At 66.6% G+C, this 20,841-nt stretch carries 24 protein-coding genes; 14 read left to right on the plus strand and 10 right to left on the minus strand.

What is annotated here, in order from left to right; genetic code table 11:
- Positions 1-72: 72 nt before the first annotated feature.
- On the plus strand, positions 73-1,434 hold the full coding sequence (locus RBB42_RS20285; protein ID WP_305971706.1) for a TolC family outer membrane protein: 1,362 nt from the start codon (positions 73-75) through the stop codon (positions 1,432-1,434).
- A gap of 175 nt (positions 1,435-1,609) precedes the next feature.
- Positions 1,610-2,746, plus strand: coding sequence for a hypothetical protein (locus RBB42_RS20290; RefSeq protein ID WP_306043818.1), 1,137 nt, complete (start codon positions 1,610-1,612; stop codon positions 2,744-2,746).
- Positions 2,747-2,863: 117 nt separating this feature from the next.
- Here RBB42_RS20290 and RBB42_RS20295 read toward each other — a convergent pair whose 3' ends face one another.
- A complete protein-coding gene (locus tag RBB42_RS20295) occupies positions 2,864-3,184 on the minus strand; it encodes a DUF6280 family protein (RefSeq protein ID WP_043146277.1) in 321 nt (106 codons plus the stop codon).
- A gap of 215 nt (positions 3,185-3,399) precedes the next feature.
- On the opposite strand from RBB42_RS20295, the gene efp reads away from it, so the two are divergent.
- The gene (gene efp / locus RBB42_RS20300; RefSeq protein ID WP_305971708.1) at positions 3,400-3,963 is read left to right on the plus strand and encodes an elongation factor P; all 564 of its coding nucleotides are present in this window, start codon (positions 3,400-3,402) and stop codon (positions 3,961-3,963) included.
- Between the two features lie 93 nt (positions 3,964-4,056).
- A complete protein-coding gene (locus tag RBB42_RS20305; protein ID WP_305971709.1) occupies positions 4,057-4,533 on the plus strand; it encodes a GNAT family N-acetyltransferase in 477 nt (158 codons plus the stop codon).
- Here the strand turns inward: RBB42_RS20305 and RBB42_RS20310 are convergent.
- Together RBB42_RS20310 and ygfZ are read right to left on the minus strand one after the other, a co-directional pair.
- Positions 4,518-5,318, minus strand: coding sequence for a fructosamine kinase family protein (locus RBB42_RS20310; protein WP_305971710.1), 801 nt, complete (start codon positions 5,316-5,318; stop codon positions 4,518-4,520). The two genes, RBB42_RS20305 and RBB42_RS20310, sit on opposite strands and share 16 nt — an antisense overlap.
- The gene (gene ygfZ / locus RBB42_RS20315; protein ID WP_305971711.1) at positions 5,315-6,052 is read right to left on the minus strand and encodes a CAF17-like 4Fe-4S cluster assembly/insertion protein YgfZ; all 738 of its coding nucleotides are present in this window, start codon (positions 6,050-6,052) and stop codon (positions 5,315-5,317) included. Before ygfZ ends, RBB42_RS20310 begins: the two co-directional genes overlap by 4 nt.
- A gap of 60 nt (positions 6,053-6,112) precedes the next feature.
- Here ygfZ and RBB42_RS20320 point away from each other — a divergent pair, with 60 nt between their 5' ends.
- The gene (locus RBB42_RS20320) at positions 6,113-6,790 is read left to right on the plus strand and encodes a TIGR04283 family arsenosugar biosynthesis glycosyltransferase (RefSeq protein ID WP_305971712.1); all 678 of its coding nucleotides are present in this window, start codon (positions 6,113-6,115) and stop codon (positions 6,788-6,790) included.
- A gap of 31 nt (positions 6,791-6,821) precedes the next feature.
- Here the strand turns inward: RBB42_RS20320 and RBB42_RS20325 are convergent, their stop codons facing one another.
- Both RBB42_RS20325 and RBB42_RS20330 read right to left on the minus strand, forming a co-directional pair.
- Positions 6,822-8,492 (minus strand): ABC transporter ATP-binding protein, encoded by a 1,671-nt coding sequence (locus RBB42_RS20325; RefSeq protein WP_305971741.1) that lies wholly within the window; start codon positions 8,490-8,492, stop codon positions 6,822-6,824.
- Positions 8,493-8,568: 76 nt separating this feature from the next.
- On the minus strand, positions 8,569-9,282 hold the full coding sequence (locus RBB42_RS20330) for a phosphatase domain-containing protein (RefSeq protein ID WP_305971713.1): 714 nt from the start codon (positions 9,280-9,282) through the stop codon (positions 8,569-8,571).
- Between the two features lie 128 nt (positions 9,283-9,410).
- Between RBB42_RS20330 and RBB42_RS20335 the strand changes: the two genes are divergently transcribed.
- The gene (locus RBB42_RS20335; RefSeq protein ID WP_305971714.1) at positions 9,411-10,604 is read left to right on the plus strand and encodes a pyridoxal-phosphate-dependent aminotransferase family protein; all 1,194 of its coding nucleotides are present in this window, start codon (positions 9,411-9,413) and stop codon (positions 10,602-10,604) included.
- A 77-nt stretch (positions 10,605-10,681) separates the two neighbouring features.
- Here RBB42_RS20335 and RBB42_RS20340 read toward each other — a convergent pair whose 3' ends face one another.
- Together RBB42_RS20340 and RBB42_RS20345 are read right to left on the minus strand one after the other, a co-directional pair.
- Entirely contained in the window at positions 10,682-11,365 is a 684-nt protein-coding gene (locus RBB42_RS20340; protein WP_305971715.1) for an ABC transporter ATP-binding protein, read from the minus strand.
- Positions 11,358-12,644 (minus strand): lipoprotein-releasing ABC transporter permease subunit, encoded by a 1,287-nt coding sequence (locus RBB42_RS20345; protein ID WP_305971716.1) that lies wholly within the window; start codon positions 12,642-12,644, stop codon positions 11,358-11,360. The genes RBB42_RS20340 and RBB42_RS20345 overlap by 8 nt, the downstream gene beginning before the upstream one ends.
- A gap of 196 nt (positions 12,645-12,840) precedes the next feature.
- On the opposite strand from RBB42_RS20345, the gene RBB42_RS20350 reads away from it, so the two are divergent.
- The 3 genes from RBB42_RS20350 to RBB42_RS20360 all read left to right on the plus strand — a co-directional run bounded on the left by RBB42_RS20350 (position 12,841) and on the right by RBB42_RS20360 (position 15,320).
- Positions 12,841-13,959, plus strand: coding sequence for a pyridoxal phosphate-dependent aminotransferase (locus tag RBB42_RS20350; protein ID WP_305971717.1), 1,119 nt, complete (start codon positions 12,841-12,843; stop codon positions 13,957-13,959).
- Positions 13,960-14,046: 87 nt separating this feature from the next.
- On the plus strand, positions 14,047-14,280 hold the full coding sequence (locus RBB42_RS20355; RefSeq protein ID WP_306043819.1) for a histidinol phosphate aminotransferase: 234 nt from the start codon (positions 14,047-14,049) through the stop codon (positions 14,278-14,280).
- A gap of 62 nt (positions 14,281-14,342) precedes the next feature.
- The gene (locus RBB42_RS20360; protein WP_305971719.1) at positions 14,343-15,320 is read left to right on the plus strand and encodes an Ldh family oxidoreductase; all 978 of its coding nucleotides are present in this window, start codon (positions 14,343-14,345) and stop codon (positions 15,318-15,320) included.
- Between the two features lie 9 nt (positions 15,321-15,329).
- Here the strand turns inward: RBB42_RS20360 and RBB42_RS20365 are convergent, their stop codons facing one another.
- The gene (locus tag RBB42_RS20365) at positions 15,330-15,764 is read right to left on the minus strand and encodes a DMT family transporter (protein WP_305971720.1); all 435 of its coding nucleotides are present in this window, start codon (positions 15,762-15,764) and stop codon (positions 15,330-15,332) included.
- 11 nt (positions 15,765-15,775) lie between these two features.
- Positions 15,776-16,186, minus strand: coding sequence for a PaaI family thioesterase (locus tag RBB42_RS20370; protein ID WP_305971721.1), 411 nt, complete (start codon positions 16,184-16,186; stop codon positions 15,776-15,778).
- A gap of 127 nt (positions 16,187-16,313) precedes the next feature.
- On the opposite strand from RBB42_RS20370, the gene RBB42_RS20375 reads away from it, so the two are divergent.
- Positions 16,314-16,772 carry a c-type cytochrome gene (locus RBB42_RS20375; RefSeq protein ID WP_305971722.1) on the plus strand — a complete coding sequence of 153 codons (459 nt, stop codon included), beginning with the start codon at positions 16,314-16,316 and terminating at the stop codon, positions 16,770-16,772.
- Between the two features lie 74 nt (positions 16,773-16,846).
- The gene (locus RBB42_RS20380; protein WP_371931777.1) at positions 16,847-17,251 is read left to right on the plus strand and encodes a c-type cytochrome; all 405 of its coding nucleotides are present in this window, start codon (positions 16,847-16,849) and stop codon (positions 17,249-17,251) included.
- Between the two features lie 77 nt (positions 17,252-17,328).
- Here the strand turns inward: RBB42_RS20380 and RBB42_RS20385 are convergent, their stop codons facing one another.
- The gene (locus tag RBB42_RS20385; protein ID WP_305971724.1) at positions 17,329-17,916 is read right to left on the minus strand and encodes a TetR/AcrR family transcriptional regulator; all 588 of its coding nucleotides are present in this window, start codon (positions 17,914-17,916) and stop codon (positions 17,329-17,331) included.
- 79 nt (positions 17,917-17,995) lie between these two features.
- Here RBB42_RS20385 and RBB42_RS20390 point away from each other — a divergent pair, with 79 nt between their 5' ends.
- The 3 genes from RBB42_RS20390 to glpX all read left to right on the plus strand — a co-directional run bounded on the left by RBB42_RS20390 (position 17,996) and on the right by glpX (position 20,800).
- Positions 17,996-18,316: a hypothetical protein gene (locus RBB42_RS20390; RefSeq protein WP_305971725.1), complete on the plus strand. Its 321-nt coding sequence runs from the start codon at positions 17,996-17,998 to the stop codon at positions 18,314-18,316.
- A gap of 145 nt (positions 18,317-18,461) precedes the next feature.
- Positions 18,462-19,748, plus strand: a complete 1,287-nt coding sequence (locus RBB42_RS20395) for a homoserine dehydrogenase (protein WP_305971726.1) — start codon at positions 18,462-18,464, stop codon at positions 19,746-19,748.
- Between the two features lie 77 nt (positions 19,749-19,825).
- Positions 19,826-20,800 (plus strand): class II fructose-bisphosphatase, encoded by a 975-nt coding sequence (gene glpX, locus RBB42_RS20400; protein ID WP_305971727.1) that lies wholly within the window; start codon positions 19,826-19,828, stop codon positions 20,798-20,800.
- Positions 20,801-20,841 lie beyond the last annotated feature (41 nt).

Genomic DNA, 20,841 nt, shown 5'->3' on the forward strand with positions numbered 1-20,841 from the left:
GGGATAGCGGTGCTGGGCAGGATTCGCAGAACATGCATTCGGGGGGCTGCCGGCATCGCGCTTGTCGCGGCGATGGCGACGCCCTCCTGGTCTGAAACACTCGCCGAGGCTCTGACCGCGGCTTACATGAACAGCGGTTTGCTGGAACAGAACCGGGCCACGCTGCGCGCCGCGGATGAGGATGTGGCCCAGGCCCTGGCCGAGCTGCGTCCGGTGTTGCGCTGGACCGGGAGTATCCGCCGCGAATACGGCTACAGCGGCAGCACGAACAGCTTCGGTTTCTTCGTGGAAAGCGGGCGGATCAACCAGACCGCCAGCATCAACCTGATTGCCGAAATCGTGCTGTATGCCGGTGGCCGCAACAAGCTGGGCCTGGATGCAGCCAAGGAACAGGTTCTGGCCACGCGTGCGCAACTGGTCGCGATCGAGCAACAGGTGCTCTTGCGCGCGGTCTCCGCCTTCATGAACATCCGCCGCTTTGCCGAGACGACGGCGCTGCGAGAAAACAACGTGCGCGTCATCCAGCAGGAACTGCGCGCTGCCCGTGACCGGTTCGAAGTGGGAGAGGTGACGCGGACCGACGTTGCCTTGGCCGAGGCACGACTGGCCCAGGCGCGGGCCGCGCTGGCCGCCGCGCAGGGGGACCTTATCGTCGCGGGCGAGGAATATCTTGCCGCCGTAGGGGTAAAGCCGCGCAACCTGGAAAACCCGCGCTCGCTGCCCAAGCTGCCCGCCAGCGTGGCGGAGGCGAAGAAACAGGCGCTTTACCAGCATCCGGAACTGATTTCCCAGCAGCACTCGGTCACTGCGGCGGAATTGGCCATCCTGATCGCCAAGGGGGCAAAGAAACCCACGGTCAGCCTCGAAGGCAGCTACGGGTTTACCGAGAATTTCGACAATTCCTCATATTCTCGCGGTGGCTCGATCACGCTTGGCGCCAGCGGTCCGATCTATTCCGGTGGCGGGCTTGATTCTGCCGAACGGCAGGCCGTGGCGAACCGAGACGCGCAGCGCGGGCGCCTGCATGTGGTGCTTGCGGAAATCGAACAGAACGTGGGCCAGGCCTATGCCAACCTGCGCGTTGCACGCGCCAATCGGACCTCGTTCGAGGAACAGGTGCGTGCGGCCACCGTCGCCTTCCGCGGCGTGCGGGAAGAGGCCAAGCTGGGCGCGCGGACCACGCTGGACGTGTTGGACGCCGAGCAGGAACTGCTCGATGCCCGCGCCAGCCTTGTCGGGGCGCAGGTGGATGAGGCCATCGCCTCGTACCAGGTGCTGTCGTCGCTGGGCCTTCTGACTGCCGAAGCCTTGCACCTGGATGTGCCATCTTTCGATCCCTCGGCCTATTACAACCTGGTCAAGAAAGCGCCGCGCAACCGGTCGAAACAGGGGGCCGAACTGGACCGTGTCCTGAAGGCGCTGGGAAAAGAGTAGTTTTTTTCGCATCTGTTGTGCGCGATCCCGCTTTGCAGGTACACTCTGCCCCGAGGCTAGAGTGGCAGGGACAATGTCGAATTCCGTAACGAACGTCGAAATAGAGGACGTGCTGTCCTCCATCCGCCGCCTGGTGTCCGAAGAAGGTCGCCCGAGCCGGAGCGCTCCGCCGGAGATGGCAGAGCGCTTGGTTCTGTCGCCCGCGCTGCGCGTGCCGGAGGATGAAGTCGATCAACTGCCGGATGCGCCGCTGACGCTGGCGGAGGCCTCTGATCTGCCTGAATTGGCGGATGCGGCGCCGGCACCCGTGGCGACATTGGTCCTTGGACAGGACGATGCGGCCGGGGAACTGCCCGAAGTTGTCGACTGGACAGAGACCCGTATCGCGGAGCCCGGTGATCGCGAACCCGGATCAGATCCGTCGGATATGGCTGACGATGTGCTCGACGGTGCGCCGACCGATCTGCCAGAGGATCCGGTGCCAGAGGACCTGGCGGAGGCGGAGCAGATCGCCGCGCTGCGGGCCAGCCTGACCGATCTTCTGGAACGCGACGAGGCCGACGAGGCAGGGGAGACGCCGGATCTTGTCGCCGACTACGCCGACTGGACGGAAGATGGCGAGCCGCTGGATCTCGACGAAGTTCTTGCCGCCGAAGAGGCGGAGGCTGACGAGGATACGATCGAACGCAAGATCGCCACGCTGGAAGCGATGCTTCAGCGCCAGTCGCAGGACTGGACTCCGGCGTCCGGCAACGATCCGTCGGACGAGGAGGCTTCGCTCGAGGATAGCATTGCCGTCTCAAGCGGCGAAGAGGGTGAGGCGCCGGACCCCGACGGGGTGATCGAAGAACTGGTTGCCGCCGCCGCGCAGGAAACCGTTTTTGAACAGCTTGGCGAAGGTGTTGGGACCGAGACAGGACCCGCCGCCGAGGATGACCTTGCACCGGGAGAGCCTTCAGGGGCGGCAATCGACGCCCCGGATGCCCCAGGCGCCGAAGACTTGCAGGCCAAACCCGCTTTTGTCCGCCATGCCGGGACGGCAGATTCGCTGGACTGGGAAGATCACGGTTCGGATGCGCCGTCCGCGCCCCCGGCCACCCAGGCCGACGTGTCGTCCGCCGACAGGTCGCTGGCCGAGACGACGGCCAAATCCGCCGTGGCCGAGCTGAGCGAAGAAGTGCTGCAAGGCATGGTCGCCGATATCGTGCGGCGCGAATTGCAGGGCGCACTTGGAGAGCGGATTACCCGCAACGTGCGCAAACTGGTAAGGCGCGAGATCCATCGCGTCATGATGAACCAGGACTTTGACTGAACCCGGCCGGCGGGCTGCGGGACCCTCCGGAAATTGACGCAACGTCATGCGTTCGGCCATGAAAAAACGCGCCCGGTGAAGGGCGCGTCAGTTCATAGGTCTTCGAATGGTTTGCGGTCAGGCGGCTTCAGCCTGCTGCGCCGCATGGCGGCGCTCGCTTTCTTCACGCGACAGGGCAACAGAGGTGCGCACACCCTTGCCCACAAATTCCATCAGTCCCGAAACTACGCGCTCATTGGGGTCGATCCCGGCGCAGGACAGCACTTCGCGTCCATCGCGCGAGCGCGCCCAGCGGGCGATCTGTTCGGGGCCATTGCCGTACTTCTTGTCGTCGGCGATTGCATCGTCCAGTGCAGCCAGCACCACGGCGGCGAACAGCTTGCGGGCGCGGTTGCCTTGCTCAGCGTTGAACGCGGTACTGTCAACGAAATCCTTCATGTTTCGACCTTTGATTATTGCTCTTGTGTTTTCTGGCGTAACGCGGGTTATGGACCATTCGTTCCGATTCGGATACCCCGATTTGGCATAGCTGCCATGCATGTTTTGCATGGATTTCTGCAGGTGCAGCACGACATACGTTGCCTTGCCAGACGCTAACAGGCCAGATATAGGATCCGTCAACTTATCATCAACCTTTTGCCACGGTTCTGACCATGCCCAAGATCAACGGTAACGAAATCCGCCCCGGCAACGTGCTGGAACACAACGACGGTCTCTGGGTCGCGGTCAAGGTCGACCACGTCAAGCCCGGGAAGGGCGGCGCCTTTGCCCAGGTCGAGATGAAGAACCTGCGCAACGGATCCAAGCTGAACGAACGCTTCCGCAGCGCCGACAAGGTGGAACGCGTGCGCCTGGAACAGAAGGACATGCAGTTCCTGTTCGAGAACGACGGCATGCTGACCTTCATGGACACCGAGACATTCGACCAGGTCGAACTGCCCGCGGATATCCTCGGTGAGCGCCGCCCCTTCCTGCAGGACGGCATGACGATCGTCGTGGAGTTCTACGACACCGAGGCGCTGAACGCGACGCTGCCGCAAAAGGTCGTTTGCAAGATCGCCGAGACGGAGCCCGTGGTCAAAGGCCAGACCGCGGCCAACAGCTTCAAGCCCGCCGTTCTGGACAACGGTGTGCGCATCACGGTGCCGCCCTTTGTCGGACAGGACGAGGACATCGTCGTGAACACCGAAACGATGGAATATGCCGAGCGCGCCTGACCTCGGGGCTCGCGCGCGCATACCCCCGAACTTGCCGGGGGTGACATATCATTGACGAAAGGGCCTCCGGCGCAATGCCAGGAGGCCTTTTTCATGATCGACACCGCAACTGACAGCGACATTCCCGCATTGGCCGAAATGCTGTCCGCGCTCAACGCGCACCACGTCAACGATGTGCCTTGGCGTTTCCACGCCGAGGGAGCACAGAAAGATCTGCAAAGCTTTCTCGCGGACAGGATGGCCGAAGGTGCGCGCGCCTTGATCTACCGGACAGAGGGCGTGGCGCGGGCCTACCTGCTGTGGCAGGTCATCGACCAGCCGGCAACCGCCTTGGAACACGCCCGCAAGATGGCGCTCCTGGACCATGTCTACGTTGCGCCGATCTGGCGGCGCCGCGGCTTGGCCCGTCGCCTGGTCGGTCGGTTCGAGGCCGAGAGCGCGGCATTGGGCTGTGGCTCATGGGTGGCCCGCGTACATGCTTTCAACGAGGCCAGTGCGGCCATGATGCAGGGAGCCGGGGCGAGGTTGGCGGTGCAGGTTTTCGAAAAGCCGCTTCAGGCGCCAAGCTGATCCAGCAACCTGTCGACCAGGCCGCGATAGCCCGCGCCGAACAGGGACAGGTGCACCAGCGCGGGCCACAGTTGGTAGATCGGGCGGCGAGTCCCGCGGTCCGGTTCGCAGGCGCCGTACCCGGTCCAGAAAGCCGCGTCGGGCTGCCCGAATAGCTCCAGCATGGCGAGGTCGACCTCGCCATGGCCGTAGTAGCAGGCGGGGTCGATCAGGTAGGCACTGTCGCCCGAAAAGAGCGCATTTCCGGTCCACAGGTCACCGTGCAGGAGCGCCGGGGCAGGGGCCTGCGGCAGATGCTCTGGCAGGCGGGCTGCCAGTGCCTCGATACGCCGTGCCAGAGGGGCGGGCAGATCGGGAATGAAGGGGCGCAGCCGGCGGTCGGCCCAGAAGTCCGGCCAGTTGTCGCAGGGCGCGTTCGCGATCCGGACCCGGCCAAAGGCATAGTCCGTGTCCCAGCCGTAGTGGCATCCCGGCACAGCGTGCAGGCGCGCCAGCGTTTCGCCCAGGGCCTGCCACGCGTCGGGGGAGGGGCGCGTTTCGTCCAGCCATTCGAGGCACAGCAGATCGTCCCCGGCCCAGATCACCCGCGGCACCGTTGCCCCGGTGGCCCGCATGGCGGTCAGCATCCGCGCCTCGGTTCCAACCAGCGCGCCCAGCTTGACCGCCACCCGGCGCCCATCTGCCAGGTCGGCCCGGAACACCTGCGAGAGATCGCCGCCCTGCAGGGGGTGGGCATCGGAAACAGTGGCCCCCAGCGCCTTGGCGATGCGGGCCTGCCAGGTCATGGCAGCATGCGCACGACGGCATCCCCGGCGCGCATGTCTTCCTTGGCGCGATCAAACCGCAGGTAGGCGATGCCGCGGCCCTCGGCCTGGGTATATAGCGTGCCCGCCGGTTTCTCGCCGGCCATGATCTCGGTGCCGACGGGCGCGCTGCCCTCGACTTCGACCGTGACCAAACCCTTGCGCAGTTCGGTCTTGTGCTTCATCCGCGCGGTTACTTCCTGACCGACGAAACAGCCCTTGCGGAAATCGACCCCGTGCAGCCGTTCGAACCCGGCCTCGAGGATGAAGGTGTCGGGCGTCAGCTCGACACCGGTTTCCGGGACGCAGGCTGCCACGCGCAGGGCCTCCCAGTCCGCCGCGTCGCCTGCCTGCCCGGCATAGCCCCGCCAGCCAAGCGAGGGGTGGCGGGGGTCCGCAAAGGCGCCCTCTGGCGGCTCTCCCGTGCCCCGGCTGACCACCAGATCGGTTTCCTCGATCTCCAGCGGGCGGCGCAGCTTGTACATGGTCAGCCGCTGTAGCACCGATGGCGCCTGCCCGGCATCCAGGTCCAGCAGCACGTTTTCACCCTCGGGCACCATGAAGAAATCGGCAAGGTACTTGCCCTGTGGCGTCAGCAGGGCCGTATAGACAAGCCCCCGGTCCAGCCCGGAGACGTCGTTTGTCACCAATCCCTGAAGGAAGTCGCGTGCCTCGGCGCCGCGCACCCGCAGGACCTTTCGCTTTTCGTCTGCCATTCGCTTTCCCTTTTGCCTTTGGGTCGCATATAGGCGCCTAGGCAACAAGCGAACAGGCCAATGCGCGCACCGATTTCCATTGTGATCCCCACGCTCGATGCCGAAGGCGGCCTGCCGGCCTGTCTGGGCAGCCTCGGCGAAGGTCTGCAGGCCGGGCTGATCCGCGAACTGGTCATCAGCGACGGTGGCTCGCGCGATGCGACGTTGAAGATCGCGGGGCAGGCGGGCGCCCGGATCGTGACCGGACCGCCTTCGCGCGGGGGGCAGATCCGGCGCGGAATCGCTGCGGCAGAGGGCGACTGGCTGCTTGTCCTTCATGCCGATACCCACCTGGCAAAGGGCTGGATGGAGGCGGTTCTGCCTGTGCTGACGCAGCCGGGGGCCTGGCACTTCCAGCTAGGCTTCGATGCGCAGGGCGTGATGCCGCGTTGGGTGGCGGGCTGGGCCAACCTGCGGTCGCGGCTGTTTCACTTGCCCTATGGCGACCAGGGGTTGCTGATCCACCGCCAGGTCCTGGAGACCGCGGGTGGCTATCCCGACATGCCGTTGATGGAGGACGTGGCACTGGCAAGGCGCCTGAAAACTCGCCTGCGTGGCTTGCCGGCGACCGCCGTGACCTCGGCGGACAAATATCGCCGCGAGGGCTGGCTGCGGCGCGGGGCACGCAATCTTGGCACGCTGGCCCGCTACTTCGCAGGGGCCGATGTGTCTGCGCTGGCGCGCCGCTACCGGCGCTGAGCGCGGTTTCCGACCGCGCCATCTGCCGGGATCACTCGGCCTTGTCGAACTGCAAACGATACAGATCGGCATAGGTGCCGCCTTGGGCGATCAGCTCGTCATGGGTGCCGGTCTCGACAACCTGACCCGCTTCCATGACGACGATCCGGTCGGCATTGCGGACGGTCGACAGGCGGTGCGCGATCACCAGCGTCGTCCGCCCTTCGGACAGCCGTTCCAGTGCCGCCTGCACCACGGCCTCGGACTGGGCGTCCAGGGCGCTGGTCGCCTCGTCCAGCAGCAGCACGGGCGTATCGCGCAGCAGGGCCCGGGCGATGGCGACACGCTGGCGTTGGCCACCGGACAGGCGAGAGCCGCGCGTGCCCACCTGTGTCTCCAGCCCCGCCTCCAGCCGCGGCAGGAAGTCCGAGACATGAGCCGCGTCCAACGCCTGTTGCAGGTCCGCCTCGGGCACCTCGCGGTTCAGCACGATGTTGTCACGCAGGCTCTCGTCGAACAGCAGCGCCTCCTGGCTGACGACAGAGATCAAGCCCCGCAGATCGTCCAGCCGCAGGGCGGCCACCGGCACGCCTCCGATGTCGACCGTGCCCGCCTGCGGGTCGGCCATGCGGGTCAGCAGGTTGAAGACCGTCGATTTCCCCGCGCCGGAGGCCCCGACCAGCGCCGTGGTCTGTCCCGGCGCCGCCTCGAGCGTCAGGCCGCGCAGTACCTGCGTGTCGCCAAAGCTGAGGTGCACGTCCCGCAGGGTGATGCCCGGCACGCCGTCGGGCGGCGGCAGGGGACGCTCCGGGTCACGCATCGCGGGCCGGGTGTCCAGTACCTCGATGATCCGCTCGATCGAGGCGGCAGCCACCTGCCAGACCCCGGACACGGCGCCCAGTCGGCGCAGAGGCTCGAAGGCCAGGCCGATGGCCGTGAAGAAGGCCATGAAATCGCCCACGGTCTTTTCGCCGGCAAGGATCTCTCCGCCGCCGAACCACAGTACGCCGACAAAGCCGATCCCCGACATCAGGTCGATCAGACCCGGCAGCGAGGCCTGCCCGGCGGCGCTGCGTGTCTCGGCCCGTATGCGCGCCCGCGTCAGGTGACGGTATTTGCCGGCCATCCAGCCTTCCAGCCGGTTGAGCTTGACCGGAGTGATGCCGTGAAAAACCTCGTTCAGACGGGTCGAGAGGCGCGCCGCGATATCGCGAACCTGGCGCGCGTTGCCCCGCACAAAGCGCTGCAGCAGCACGGAAGGAAAGACCAGCAGGGGCGCGCCGATCAGCGCCACCAGCGTCCAGCGCCAGTCGATCGCCAGTGCCACGCCGAAAAGCGAGATCAGCGCGACGACGTCCCGCCCGGCGCCGGTGACAAGCGTGCTCCAGACCTTGGCAATCGCGTTCACGTCGCCTTCGACCCGCTGGATCAGGTAGCCGGGACCGTGTTCCTGGTGAAACCCGGGGTCCAGCCGCATCAGGTGTTCCAACAGGTCCTGCCGAATGTCGCCCATCGACATCTGCGAGACCCGCGTCAGCAGCACCTTCTGCACGATGCTGGCCACGGCCCGCACGAAAAAGATCGCCATGACCGCCAGCCCGACCCAGACCAGGGCATCCGTATTGCCGCCGACAAAGACATCGTCGAACATCGGCTTCATCATGTAGCTGAGCAGGCCGAACATGCTGCCCTCGATGGACATGAAGACCATCGCCAGCGCCATCAACCCGGCGTAGCGTTTCAGGTAGTTCCGCCAGAGCCAGAGAAACAGGCCCCGACGGGGAGGTGCGCCCGTCGGCTCAGCCAACCATCATCTCCCGGGCACAGTCGATCTCGGGGCGGCGTGCCTCCCATGCGGGCTGGATCGCCTTGGCCTGGTATTCGTTCCGGATCCATGCTTCGAATCCGATCTCGCCAAGCTCCTGGCGCGCCTCGAAAACCCGCAGGATATAGTCCTGAACCCCTGTCTTGGTGAAATCCAGGTGCATGTAGCGGATGCCCAGCTGTTTCTTGGCCGCGGCGATGGGGGCGTTTTCGAAGATCAGCAGGTACATGGCCGCCACGAATCCGGCTCGGTCTGCCCCGGACTTGCAGTGGAACATCATGGGCCGTTCCGCCGCGCGCAGGGCGTCGATCACACCGACGATCCGCTTGCGCGGTGCGGCTTCGCGGGCCCAGAGCTTGGCGTCGATCAGGGTCATGCCAAGCGCCTCGAGGCTTTCCTTTTCAAAGAGATAATGCGCGAACTTGTCCTCGCCACGCAGGTTGACGACGGTGCGGATGCCCATCGCGGCATAGCGTTCGAACCGCCGGTGTGTCGGCTGGTTCGACCGGTAGACCCCCGGTGCGATCTGAAAGAAATTGGTCCAGAACACGCGCAGAAAGGCATGGTCGAACAGGTTGTAGTGCAGGGCGGCCCAACGCCGCGCCTCGGGCGTCGAGATATCCGTGCCAAACGATCGGCGCAGCCTGCGCTCCGCCTTGTCCAGCCTGTTCCAGAGTTTTACCAGCATGCGCGATAGGATCCCCGACCTTCAGGCGCGCGGTTTACGCGGCATTCCGCGGCCTGTCCAGCAAGGGCAGATATTGACGGCAGGCCGCCGCCCGTTAACGTCGCGCCGCACAGTTACAGGAGTCGCCAATGCCCTTGTCCAACGGCCGTCCCCACATGGCCCTGCCGGGGCCGTCGATGATGCCCGATCGCGTCTTGCAGGCGATGCACCGCCCGGCGCCCGACATCTATTCGCCGGACCTGCATCAGATGGTGGCGGGCATCGTTCCCGACCTGGCCCATGTGGCACAGACGGACGGACAGGTGGCAATGTACATTTGCAATGGCCACGGCGCATGGGAGGCGGCCCTGTCCAACACCGTGGCCCCGGGCGAGGCGGTGCTGGTGCCCACCACGGGTGCCTTCGGTCACGGCTGGGCCGAGATGGCACAGGGGGTCGGCGCCGAGGTCCAGGTCATCGACCACGGGCGCACCTCGCCCATCGACCCGGATCGTGTCCGTGCGGCCCTGCTGGCGGACGAGGGGCAACGCATCAAGGCTCTGCTGGCGGTGCATGTGGATACGTCCTCGTCCGTCAGGTCGGATATCGCCGCGCTGCGCGCCGTGCTGGACGAGACAGGGCACCTGGCACTCTTGATGGTCGATTGTATTGCCTCGCTGGGCTGCGACGAGTTTCGCATGGATGCCTGGGGGGCGGACGTGATGGTGACCGGCTCGCAAAAGGGGCTGATGGTGCCGCCGGGTCTGGGGTTTGTCTTTTTCAATGCCCGCGCGGCAGAGGTGCGACGCGCGATGCCGCGCGTCTCGCGCTATTGGGACTGGGGGCCGCGCGCGGATCCGGCGATGTTCTACCAGTATTTCGGCGGCACCGCGCCCACGCATCACCTCTACGGCCTGCGCGCCGCGCTGGACATGATCCGCGAGGAAGGGATCGAGGCAGTCTGGGCGCGTCACGCCCGGCTGGCGCAAGCAATTTGGGCGGCTGGAGAGGTCTGGGCCGAGGGCGGGCCGTTCCGGTTGAACGTGCCGGATCGCGCGCATCGCTCGCACGCGGTGACGGCAGCGCAACTGGGCGCGCCCCTGGGCGACCGTTTGCGGGAGTGGTGCCGCGAAGAGGCGGGGCTGGTGCTGGGCGTGGGCCTGCGGGTGGGCGACCCGGACGATCCCAGCGGCTCGGGCTATTTCCGTTTCGGCCACATGGGGCATGTGAACGCGCATGGCATCCTTGGCCTGATCGGCACGGTCGAGGCCGGGCTGACGGCGCTGGACATCCCGCACGGCGCCGGGGCGCTGGAGGCGGCGGTCAAGGTCGTGACGGCGTAGACGCCAGGTCTGTCTTCGGGCCAGGCCCGGACAGGAGCGACGGGCAAGCCCGACGTGCAGGCGCGAGGGGCAGGCGATCACCCCGCCTGCAACCCACCGGCGTCCAGCCGCAACTGTCGGTCCATCCTGGCCGCCAGGTCCAAATTGTGGGTGGCGATCAGGCAGGACAGCCCGGTGTCCCGCACCAGCGTCATCAGCGCGCCGAACACCCGGTCCGAGGTCGAAGGATCGAGGTTGCCCGTGGGTTCGTCCGCCAGCAACAGGCGCGGCGCATTGGCCATTGCCCGACAAAAGGCCACCCGCTGCTGTTCGCCGCCCGACAGGGCAGCGGGGCGATGCGCAGCGCGCTCCTTAATGCCGACGCTGTCCAGGAGGGCCAGCGCCCGGCTTTCGGCGGCACCGCGTGCAACGCCGTTGGCCAGTTGCGGCAGTACGATGTTTTCCAGCGCGGTGAACTCGGGCAGCAGGTGATGGAACTGGTAGACGAAGCCGACATCCGCGCGGCGCACCGCCGTGCGGCGCCGGTCGCTGCGGTTCTGCATCTCTTCGCCCCCGATCTCGACCGTGCCGGAATCCGGCGTGTCCAGCAGGCCGGCGATGTGCAACAGCGTCGACTTGCCCGCACCCGAGGGGGCGACCAATGCGACGACCTCGCCACGGGCGACCTGCAGGTCGACCCCGCGCAGGACCTGCACCTCGTTCGGCAGACCCTTGTTATAGCTCTTTTCGATGCCCGTCAGGCGCAGGACCGTGTCACTCATAGCGCAGCGCCTCCACCGGGTTCATCCGGGCCGCGCGTCGGGCCGGAAAGATCGTGACGATGAAACTCAGGCCCAGCGACAGGCCCACTGCCGACAGCACGTCTTTCAGGTGCAGTTCTGCGGGCAGCGCGTATATGCCCCGGATCGAGGGATCCCAGACCCCGCCGCCCGAGAGGTAGTTCACGGCGGCAAAGATCGGGTCGATGTAGATCGCGAAGAGACACCCCAGAAGCACTCCGAGCGCCGTTCCGATCAGCCCGGTGAAGGACCCGCAGATAAAGAATACCCGCATGACCGATCCCTCGGTCAGCCCCATCGTCCGCAGGATGCCGATGTCGCGGCCCTTGTTCTTGACCAGCATGATCAGCCCGGACACGATGTTCATCGTCGCGATCAGCACCAGCACCGACAGGATCACGAACATCACGTTGTCCTCGATGTCCAGCGCCCGCAGGAACCCGCCCGAGGCGTCCTGCCATGTCCAGACCAGCGCACCGCTGCCGGCGGCCTGACCGATGGCGCGGGTGTATTGTTCGACCTGTTCGGGGTCCTCGACGGTGATTTCCAGTTCATCCGCCACGCCTTCGCGATTGAAGTAAAGCTGCGCCTCCTCGAAGGGCATGTAGACCCGCGTCCGGTCGATGTCATAGCGCCCGGCGGTGAAGATATAGGTGACCTGGTAGCTCTTGACCCTTGGGCTGACCCCGAACGGCGTCTTGACCCCGTTGGGAGAGATCAGGTCTATCGTGTCGCCCAGCCCCACGCCCAGCATCTGCGCCACGCCCGACCCGATGGCGATCCCCATGTCGAAATCCACGATATTGCCCACGCCGGTTTCCATATCGGCGATGCGCGGGATCTCGGCGAGGTCGGTCTCGGCGATGCCGAAGACCTCGACACCCGCGTTGCGGCCCTTGCCGGTAGCCATGACCTGGCCCTTGACCAGCGGGGCCACGCGGGTGACGCCCGGGACCTCGCGCACGCGTTCGGCCATTGCCTTGTACTCCGGCAGGGTGCGCGTCGGTTGCCCGTCCTCGCCGGTGCGCTGGATGTGGTAGACCGTGACATGGGCGTTGGCGCCGACGATGGTGTCCACGAACTCTGCCCGGAACCCGGACCGCACCGCCAGCGTCGCGATCAGTGCAAAGACCGCCAGCGTGATGCCGATCAGGGAAATCCAGGTCATGACGGAAACACCGCCTTCGGCGCGTTTGGCGCGCAGATAGCGCCAGGCGATCATCCATTCGAAAGGGGCGAAGGGCGGCGGCTGGCGCGTCATCGGCGATCTTTCTTGTCCTGCTCGCGCCGGAAACTGGCCTTTTGCCCCGCCGGGGTCAAGCTTTGGTGGCACGGTTCACGCGGCGCTCCGCCGGTTGTGCCTGGTGCTGCCCGTTCCCGGCGTTGGCGAAACCGCCCGTGTCGCGCGGGGCAAATTCATACGTTGACGCGAGCGACGCGCGTTTCATAAATGCGGCATGACCGGACCTCGTTACCCAGACCTGATCGCCGCCCTGCCCGAAACCGTGCCCTTTGTCGGGCCCGAGGTGCAGGAGCGCGCCCGCGGAGCCCAGTTCAAGGCCCGCCTTGGCGCCAATGAAAGCGTTTTCGGCCCGTCCCCCTTCGCCATTGCCGCGATCCAGGACGAGGCGGCGGAGGTCTGGAAATATGCCGATCCCTCGCATCTGGATCTCAAGGGCGCGCTGGCCGCGCACCTGGACTGCACCCCGGAAAATGTCCTGATCGGCGAGGGGATCGACGGGCTGCTTGGCTATCTCGTCCGGCTGCTGGTGGCGCCGGGTGACGCGGTTGTCACGTCAGACGGGGCCTATCCGACCTTCAATTATCATGTGAATGGTTACGGCGGCGTGCTGCACAAGATCCCCTATGCCGGCGATCACGAGAATCTGGGCGGACTGATCGAGAAGGCGGCAGAGGTCGACGCCAAGCTGATCTACCTTGCCAACCCGGACAATCCGATGGGCAGCTGGCATTCGGGCGCTTCGATAGAGGCGGCTCTGGAGTCGCTTCCCGAGGGCTGCGTCCTGGCCCTCGACGAGGCCTATATTGAATTTGCGCCCGAGGGCACCGCGCCCCGGATCGATCCCGAGGACGACCGCGTCGTGCGCCTGCGTACCTTTTCCAAGGCCTATGGCATGGCAGGGGCGCGCATTGGCTATGCGATCTCGGCCGCACCGGTGATCCGTGCCTTTGACAAGATCCGCAACCATTTCGGCATGAACCGGATGGCGTTGGCCGGGGCACTGGCGGCCCTGCAGGACACCCAGTGGCTCGACGAGGTCCTGCGCCTGACCGCGGAGGCGCGGGACGAGATCACCCGCATCGCCGAGGCGAACGGGCTGACCACGCTGCCGTCGGCCACGAACTTCGTCGCGGTGGATTGCGGGCGTGACGGCGACTTTGCCCGCGCGGTTCTGGCCGGACTGATCGACCGCGGGGTCTTTGTTCGCATGCCCTTTGTCGCGCCGCAGGACCGCTGTATCCGCATCAGCGCAGGGCGGGCCGAGGACCTGGCGGTTCTGGCAGAGGCCTTGCCGGCCGCACTGGCCGCTGCCCGGGAATCCGTATCCGCATAGGCGAAACGGCGCGCATTAACCGGAAATTCAGCTGATCGCGGAATCCTGACCTGACTTGCAGGCCGGATACGCTAGACTGTCACCTGCATGCAGCCGCAAGCAGGAGGCACCGCGATGGAGAACCGTCATCCGCAACCGGTCGAGGATTACACGGCCGCCAACATGGTCCTGATCTTCGTCAACCTGCTCTGGGTTTTTGTACTGATGTGGTCGTGGTGGGGCCTCGGGCCGGTCCTGATCGTTGCAGTCCTGCTCAACCACCTGATCACCCGGCTCGACTTGGCGCTGCGCCGCCATGAACAACGTTTCGAACGGTTCTGACCCCTCTCTTTTCGTTTCGGCCAACGCGGATTAGGGTCCTGCCAAACATGCAGGAGCCTTGAATGCCCGAAATCGCCGTTGCAGAAATCCAGCGCCTTTCAGAAACCGCCCTGGCCACGCATGGTGCGGGCCCGGCCATTGCCGCGGAAATGGCCCGGGCCATCGCCTGGGCCGAGGCGCGCGGGAACCGGATCTGTGGCCTCTACTACCTTGAAAGCTATTGCCAGCAGCTGAACTCGGGGCGGGTCGATGGCCGCGCGGTGCCGGGCATCAGCCGGCCGCGGGCCTCGGAAATCCGTGTCGATGCCGCGCATGGCTTTGCCCAGCCCGCCTTTGCCGCGGCCCTGCCGCTGGCGCTGGAGGCCGCGCATGAGACGGGGGTGGTCAGCCTCGCACTGCATCATGCCCATACCTGTACCGCGCTGGGCTATTTCACCGAACAGATCGCACGGGGTGGCGCGCTTGGGCTGGGGCTGACAAATGCCTCTCCCATCGTGGCCGCGCCGGGTGGCAAGACCCGGGTGATCGGCACCAATCCGATTGCCTTTGCGGTGCCCGACGGCAAGGGCGGCGTGGCGATGATGTTCGACCAGAGCACGACCACCGTGGCGCTGGGCCATATCACGATGGCCAAGGCGGCGGGCCGTCCCATCCCCGAGGGCTGGGCCGTCGACGCCGAGGGCCGGCCGACGACAGACCCCGAGGCGGCGCTGACCGGGTCGCTGACCAGTGCCGGGGGCTACAAGGGCTGGGGGTTTGGCCTGATGGCCGAGATCCTCGCCGCCTGCCTGGGCGGCGGGGTGCTGAGCTCGGGGGTTGCCCCGCTCAAGGCGCCCCAAGGCGCGCCACATGATCTTGGCCAGTACTTTCTGCTGATCGACCCGGGGCAGGGGGCGTTCTACGACCGGCTGGCAGAGCTGGGCCGGGTGGTCACGCAGGACGAGGGTGCGAGGATGCCCGGCGCGGGCCGGGCCGTGCAGGAGGCCGTGGACGTCCCCGATGCCCTCTGGCACCAGCTGCGGTCGCTCGCCGGGGCCTGAGATACGCGGTCAGGCGCGCTGGGTGATCCAGACACCCAGCGCCATGACCGCGATTCCCGTCGCCCGTGTCAGGGTCAGCGGAGAGACCCGCGCGCCGAACAGACCGAAGTGATCGATCGCCGCCGCGCTGATGAGCTGCCCGATCAGCACGAAGAAGACCGCGTTGCCGACCCCGAAATGCGGCGCGATATAGGTGACGGACAAAACGTAGAAGGCCACGAGGCAACCGCCCAAAAGCAGGTGCCTGGGCGCCGAGGCCAGACCGCCAAAGCCCTTGGCGCCCATCAGGGCCCAGACCGCCCCTGTCGAGATCAGTGCCACGCAGAACAGCACCAGGGCGGCCGCCGCCGGAGAGCCGAGCCGCTGCCCGAGCGCCGCGTTGAGCGCGGCCAGCGTCGGAATGCCGATTCCCGCCAGCAACATGACTACCGCGTATTGTGTCATCCCGGATCCCTTCATGACGGCAGGTAGAAGGTGGCGCTGGCGGCGGCCACCGTGGCGGCGTCCGGCAATCGGATCAGCAGCGCCTCGGCAAAGATCACCGCCCGCCCGGCCTTGATCACCCGCGCGGTGCAGCGCACGGCATCGCCGCGGGCCGCGCTGAGGAAACGCGTCTCGAGGTTGGTGGTGGCCACCGGCTCGAACCGGCCCAGCCGTCCGGCGCAGGCGAAGACCATCGCCGTATCCGCCAGCGTCGCCAGCGCCTGGCCGCAGACGATGCCGCCCATGCGCGCGATCTCGGGGCGCAGGGGGATTTCCAGCACCGCCTGATCGGGGCCGATCTCGGTGATCTCGGGCTGCAGGGCCTGGACCCAGGGCGCGAAATTCTCTTTCAACAGATGCTGCGCGGTGGCAGGATCGAGCATGTGGACCTCCCGTCGTTCCGGCGCGACTATGACCGGAGGCGCGGGCACTGTCACGCGCCCTTGCGGCGGGTGCGATCCGCCGGGCGGACGATCGGTTCGGGAACCGGACAGCAAGATGGAGCGGGACATGCACTTGAGGATACTGGCCGGAGCTGCACTGATGACGCTGTCCGGGTGCGCGGTTTTCTGGCCGGGGCAGGGCGAAACCAGCCGGAGCTGGTTCAGCCCGTCACAGGACAGGGTTCACCTGGCTGACGCCGGAGCGCGGATCTACGCGGCCAATTGCGCGGGCTGCCACGGCGCCAGGGGGCGCGGCGATGGCAGGCTTGGCGCCGACCTGCCCGTGGCCCCTCCGGACCTGACCGGATTGACGCTGGCCAACGGCGGCGTCTTTCCCGCCGAAATGGTCATGGAGACCATTCACGGCTACCCGGGCAAGTTCCATCGCGGGTCGATGCCCGAGTTCGGGGCCGAGCTGAGCGGTCCCCTGGTCGAGTGGCGCGCGCCTTCGGGCGAGGTGATCATGACGCCGAAGGGGCTTTTGGACGTGGTGGCCCATGTCGAGGGGCTGCAAGACGGCGGCTGAACGGGCTTGCCGAGGCGGTGGCGCTTTGGCAGGAAGCGGGGACAGCAGGCATGAAAGGGGCAGGAATGGTCAGAATGACTCTCGGGCTGGTGGCGGCACTGGCGCTGGCGGGCTGTGTCGAGGATACCGCGATGCCGGGTCCTTCGGACGGGCGGTCGCTCTTCATGGCGAATTGCGCGGTCTGTCACGGCGCGGATGGCAAGGGCGATGGACAGATGGCGCGCGCGATGAGTGTCGCCCCGAAGAACCTGACGCTGATCAAGGTGCGCCACGGCAACGATTTCCCGCGGGCCAAGGTGATGTCGATCATCGACGGCTATGCGCGGTCGGACCGTTCTGCGTCCTGGATGCCGGAGTTCGGTGCGCTGCTGGAAGGCGACCTGGTGCCCTATGACAGCGGCGACGGCAAGCCGACCCCGACGCCGCGCAAGCTGGTGGCGCTGGCGGAATACCTGGAATCGATCCAGGTGGAACGCTGAGGGCCGTCAGGGCGGGACTGTTTGCGGCTTTGCCGCAAAGACGCCCGCCCACCGACCCTTGGGACAGGCTGCGCCTGTCAGGCCGAGACGGACTTGCGCACCATGTCCCAGTAGAGGTTCTGGACCTCGGGAATGCTCAGGCGGCCGTCCGGGCGATACCAGGTCGTGACGCCCGTCAGCATGGCGATCACGGCCAGGGTCGCAAGCTTGGTATCGGGGACATCGAAACTGCCCGAGGCGACGCCGTCGCTCAGGATCCGCTCAAGCGCGTTTTCGTAGTCGCGGCGCAGGCCCTCGATCACCGCGAAGTTCTCGGGCGTGAGGTTGCGCAGTTCCATGTAGGCGATGAAGACCAGTTCCGGGCGTTCCAGGTGGAAGGCGATGTGAAACCGGACGAAGGCTTCGAGCCGGGCCAGCGGCGAGTCGTGCGACGGCAGGTGGGCGAGATCGCCCAGCAGGTCGTCCATGTGTTCCTTCATCAGCGAGAACAGCAGCGCCTGCTTGTCGGGCGTGTAATTGTAGAGCGCGCCAGCCTGCAGGCCCACCGTCGAGGCGATCTGGCGCATCGAGACGGCGGCAAATCCATGTTCGGCAAAGAGCCGCAGCGCCGCGTCGCGGATGCGTGGGCCGGTGATCCCGGCGTGGCTTCCCTGGGTGCGTGCCATGCTGCCATCAATATCTGAACAGACGTTCAGATCAACCCGCATGCTTGCCAGCCCGCGCGGGCTGGGGCATGACTGACACATGCCTGTTCGGTTCCATCATCCGCTGTTTTGCGCCGCTGCCCTGGCGGCCCTGACCGGCTGCACCCAGTTCCCGGAACTGGACGCGACGCAGACGCCGGGCGTGGCGGACGCGCCCTATCCGGATCTCTTGCCGCTGGAGGCGCTCTTGAACGGGGCCGTGCCGAGGGCGACCCCCGGCGAGGCCGCCGCGGTCGAGGGGCGTGTGGCGGCGCTGAAGGCGCGGGCCAACCGTTTGCAGCGTGTGGATGTGGCGCCGCGCGGTGTCGATCGGCGGTTGTTGCGGCTGCGACAGAAGGCAGAGGCACTTCGGTCCGAGTGAGCGCCGCAGGGTGCGGGGCGTTTGTGCATCAGGCTTGGGGATCAGGCCGCCGAAGGCTCTCATGGGGCTTGTCGCCCTTGTCCCCGGCGAGGCTTGGCGATAACTCCGACCTCGAATTGACCCCGAGGGAAAAAGGAGCCCGCCCATGTCCCAGCCACTCCGTCTAGGTATTGCCGGTCTGGGGACCGTGGGCACAGGCGTCGTCAAGATCGTGCGCCAGAAGGCGCCGCTTTTGACCGAACGGTCGGGCCGCACCATCGAGATCAGCGCCGTGTCCGCGCGCACCCGCGACAAGGATCGCGGCGTCAACCTGTCCAGCTATGCCTGGGAAGATGACCCGGTGGCGCTGGCGACACGCGACGACGTGGACGTCTTTGTCGAACTTATGGGCGGCAGCGACGGGCCGGCCAAGGCGGCTGTCGAGGCGGCGCTGAAGGCGGGCAAGGATGTTGTCACCGCCAACAAGGCGATGCTGGCCCACCACGGCCAGGCGCTGGCGGCGCTGGCCGAGGCTCATGGCGCGGTGCTGCGTTTCGAGGCGGCGGTGGCCGGGGGCATTCCCGTGATCAAGGCGCTGACCGAGGGGCTGGCCGGGAACGACATCGAGCGCGTGATGGGTGTGATGAACGGCACCTGCAACTACATCCTGACCCGGATGGAGGACGGGGGCTTGACCTACGAAGAGGCCTTTGCCGAGGCCGACGCGCTGGGGTTCCTGGAGGCCGATCCGCAGCTGGACGTGGGCGGGATCGACGCGGGTCACAAACTGTCGCTGCTGTCGTCCATCGCCTTCGGTACCCAGGTGAATTTCGACGCGGTCGAGCTGGAAGGCATCGGCAGCGTTACCGTCGAGGACATTCGCCAGGCCGCCGACATGGGCTTTCGGATCAAGCTGCTGGGTGTCGCGCGGATGACTGGCCGGGGGCTGGAGCAGAGCATGGCGCCTTGCCTGGTGCCGGCGAACTCGCCGCTGGGGCAGTTGCAGGGCGGCACCAACATGGTGGTGATCGAGGGCGACCAGGTGGGGCAGATCGTCATGCGCGGTGCCGGTGCCGGCGAAGGCCCGACGGCCAGCGCCGTGATGGGCGACGTCATGGACGTGGCGCGGGGCCTGCGGGTGTCGACCTTTGGCCGTCCCGCGGCAAGCCTGGTCGAGGCAGTCCCGGCGCGCGCCTCCACGCCCGCGCCCTACTACCTGCGCATGACCCTGGCGGACAAGCCGGGGGCGCTGGCCAAGGTGGCGACCGCGCTGGGCGAGGCGGGCGTTTCCATCAACCGGATGCGTCAGTACGGCCACAACGACGACAGCGCGCCGGTGCTGATCGTGACGCACAAGACGACGCGCAACGCGCTGGACCAGGCGCTCTCCGCGATGGAGGCCACCGGCGTCGTCATCACCGCACCCGTGGCGCTGCGGATCGAGGAAGTCTGAGACGGAACCGCCGGCGGCCTTGCCCCGGCGGAAACCGCCGGGTAGACGAATAATCAGAAGTTTTTCGAGGAAATCCCATGTCCACCCCCATCGATTTCAACGACCGCATGCTCTCTCTCGGCCTGGCCCGCGTGGCCGAGCAGGCCGCCATCGCCAGTGCCGACTGGATCGGGCGCGGCGACGAGAAGGCCGCCGACCAGGCCGCCGTCAACGCGATGCGCGAACAGCTGAACAAACTGGACATCAAGGGGGTCGTCGTCATCGGCGAGGGTGAGCGCGACGAGGCGCCGATGCTGTACATCGGCGAAGAGGTCGGCAATGGCGCGGGTCCCGGCGTGGACATCGCGCTGGACCCGCTCGAAGGCACCACGCTGACCGCCAAGGACATGCCCAACGCCCTGACCGTGATCGCGATGGGGCCGCGCGGCAGCATGCTGCACGCGCCGGATGTCTACATGGACAAGCTGGCCATCGGTCCGGGCTACCCCGAGGGGATCGTGACATTGGAGATGCCGCCCGCCACTCGCGTATCGGCGCTGGCCACGGCAAAGGGCTGTGGCCCGGGCGACATCACCGTCTGCATCCTGGAACGGCCCCGCCACGAGGAAATGATCGCCGAGGTCCGCTCGACCGGGGCCTCGATCCGTCTGATCACGGATGGTGACGTGGCCGGTGTCATGCACTGCGCCGAACCGCACATGACGGGGATCGACATGTACATGGGGTCCGGCGGCGCGCCCGAAGGCGTGCTGGCCGCGGCCGCGCTGAAATGCATGGGCGGCCAGATCTATGGCCGCCTGCTGTTCCGCAACGACGATGAGCGTGGCCGCGCGGCCAAGGCGGGGATCTCGGACCTGGACAAGATCTATGCCCGGGACGAGATGGTGACCGCCGACGTGATCTTTGCCGCCACCGGCGTGACCGGCGGCTCCCTGCTGCCGGGGATCAAGCGCGAGATCGGCTGGGTCACAACGGAAACGCTGCTGATGCGGTCCAAGACCGGCTCCGTCCGGCGCATGAGCTATCGCAACCCGGTCGACCACAACGTTTGAGCGGGGTGGGGCGGTCTGAAGGTGGGGGCGCTGCCCCCGTC

The sequence above is a fragment of the Mameliella sp. MMSF_3455 genome (genome assembly GCF_030733205.1).
Taxonomy (GTDB): Bacteria; Pseudomonadota; Alphaproteobacteria; order Rhodobacterales; family Rhodobacteraceae; genus Antarctobacter.

Bases quoted from the DNA above. Each gene is read 5' to 3' on its own strand.
- RBB42_RS20285 (WP_305971706.1), top strand. From the start codon at position 73: ATGGCGACGCCCTCCTGGTCTGAAACACTCGCCGAGGCTCTGACCGCG.
- RBB42_RS20290 (WP_306043818.1), top strand. From the start codon at position 1,610: ATGGCAGAGCGCTTGGTTCTGTCGCCCGCGCTGCGCGTGCCGGAGGAT.
- RBB42_RS20295 (WP_043146277.1), bottom strand. From the start codon at position 3,184: ATGAAGGATTTCGTTGACAGTACCGCGTTCAACGCTGAGCAAGGCAAC.
- efp (WP_305971708.1), top strand. From the start codon at position 3,400: ATGCCCAAGATCAACGGTAACGAAATCCGCCCCGGCAACGTGCTGGAA.
- RBB42_RS20305 (WP_305971709.1), top strand. From the start codon at position 4,057: ATGATCGACACCGCAACTGACAGCGACATTCCCGCATTGGCCGAAATG.
- RBB42_RS20310 (WP_305971710.1), bottom strand. From the start codon at position 5,318: ATGACCTGGCAGGCCCGCATCGCCAAGGCGCTGGGGGCCACTGTTTCC.
- ygfZ (WP_305971711.1), bottom strand. From the start codon at position 6,052: ATGGCAGACGAAAAGCGAAAGGTCCTGCGGGTGCGCGGCGCCGAGGCA.
- RBB42_RS20320 (WP_305971712.1), top strand. From the start codon at position 6,113: ATGCGCGCACCGATTTCCATTGTGATCCCCACGCTCGATGCCGAAGGC.
- RBB42_RS20325 (WP_305971741.1), bottom strand. From the start codon at position 8,492: ATGGCGCTGGCGATGGTCTTCATGTCCATCGAGGGCAGCATGTTCGGC.
- RBB42_RS20330 (WP_305971713.1), bottom strand. From the start codon at position 9,282: ATGCTGGTAAAACTCTGGAACAGGCTGGACAAGGCGGAGCGCAGGCTG.
- RBB42_RS20335 (WP_305971714.1), top strand. From the start codon at position 9,411: ATGCCCTTGTCCAACGGCCGTCCCCACATGGCCCTGCCGGGGCCGTCG.
- RBB42_RS20340 (WP_305971715.1), bottom strand. From the start codon at position 11,365: ATGAGTGACACGGTCCTGCGCCTGACGGGCATCGAAAAGAGCTATAAC.
- RBB42_RS20345 (WP_305971716.1), bottom strand. From the start codon at position 12,644: ATGACGCGCCAGCCGCCGCCCTTCGCCCCTTTCGAATGGATGATCGCC.
- RBB42_RS20350 (WP_305971717.1), top strand. From the start codon at position 12,841: ATGACCGGACCTCGTTACCCAGACCTGATCGCCGCCCTGCCCGAAACC.
- RBB42_RS20355 (WP_306043819.1), top strand. From the start codon at position 14,047: ATGCAGCCGCAAGCAGGAGGCACCGCGATGGAGAACCGTCATCCGCAA.
- RBB42_RS20360 (WP_305971719.1), top strand. From the start codon at position 14,343: ATGCCCGAAATCGCCGTTGCAGAAATCCAGCGCCTTTCAGAAACCGCC.
- RBB42_RS20365 (WP_305971720.1), bottom strand. From the start codon at position 15,764: ATGACACAATACGCGGTAGTCATGTTGCTGGCGGGAATCGGCATTCCG.
- RBB42_RS20370 (WP_305971721.1), bottom strand. From the start codon at position 16,186: ATGCTCGATCCTGCCACCGCGCAGCATCTGTTGAAAGAGAATTTCGCG.
- RBB42_RS20375 (WP_305971722.1), top strand. From the start codon at position 16,314: ATGCACTTGAGGATACTGGCCGGAGCTGCACTGATGACGCTGTCCGGG.
- RBB42_RS20380 (WP_371931777.1), top strand. From the start codon at position 16,847: ATGACTCTCGGGCTGGTGGCGGCACTGGCGCTGGCGGGCTGTGTCGAG.
- RBB42_RS20385 (WP_305971724.1), bottom strand. From the start codon at position 17,916: ATGGCACGCACCCAGGGAAGCCACGCCGGGATCACCGGCCCACGCATC.
- RBB42_RS20390 (WP_305971725.1), top strand. From the start codon at position 17,996: ATGCCTGTTCGGTTCCATCATCCGCTGTTTTGCGCCGCTGCCCTGGCG.
- RBB42_RS20395 (WP_305971726.1), top strand. From the start codon at position 18,462: ATGTCCCAGCCACTCCGTCTAGGTATTGCCGGTCTGGGGACCGTGGGC.
- glpX (WP_305971727.1), top strand. From the start codon at position 19,826: ATGTCCACCCCCATCGATTTCAACGACCGCATGCTCTCTCTCGGCCTG.